The sequence below is a fragment of the Psychrobacter sp. 1Y4 genome (genome assembly GCF_051847555.1).
Genome location: NZ_JBPYDE010000759.1, coordinates 1 through 626 on the forward strand (window position 1 = coordinate 1; position 626 = coordinate 626).

Sequence of the window (626 nt, forward strand, 5' to 3'; positions counted from 1 at the left end):
GTTAACCTTCTGGCTCACATCATTTATCAAACTTTGCACGATACTCATACTCATCTATCCTCTTAAAATTTCACTCGGTTTCATTCACTTATATTTCTGGTCATTAATTTGCTTTAGCATCTTGATAGTGTTTATGTCGTAACTTTCAGGGAAGAACTGGTATAAAACTTGCTCAAATACACACTTGTTACCAGCGGCAAAGGCAAATAATGTTAGCGAAGATTGCAGCTTCAGATTGTCCGGTGAACCAAAAATATCTAAAGCGCTTTTATTAGGGTGTAACAGCAGTAATTCAGCGCACTCTATTAACCGTGCCCCAAGTACCTCATGCTGCAAATACGCTTTCGCTTGCTCTAGACTCTCTATTGCAAATCGTCGAGACATTTTACTGTGCCCTAACCCTTTCATCTGTGGAAAGATAAACCACATCCAATGCGTACGCTTACGACCTGCGGTCAGCTCTTCAATCACTTGTGAATAGATAGCATCTTGAGCTTGGATAAAATCATCAAATAAATCTTTATCTATCGTTGTCATTTTCTGCACTCCTTGCGATTCAATTAATGAGCGTTTGCCTATCTGCCATGCTAGCCCGCTACATATATCGCCCCCATCCAGCAATGGTC

Annotated in this window: 1 protein-coding gene; it reads right to left on the reverse strand. The window is 40.6% G+C overall.

What is annotated here, in order from left to right:
* Positions 1 to 84: 84 nt before the first annotated feature.
* Positions 85 to 626: DUF1810 domain-containing protein (locus ACS8FC_RS18735; RefSeq protein WP_439297898.1), on the reverse strand; the 542-nt coding region annotated here is incomplete at its 5' end.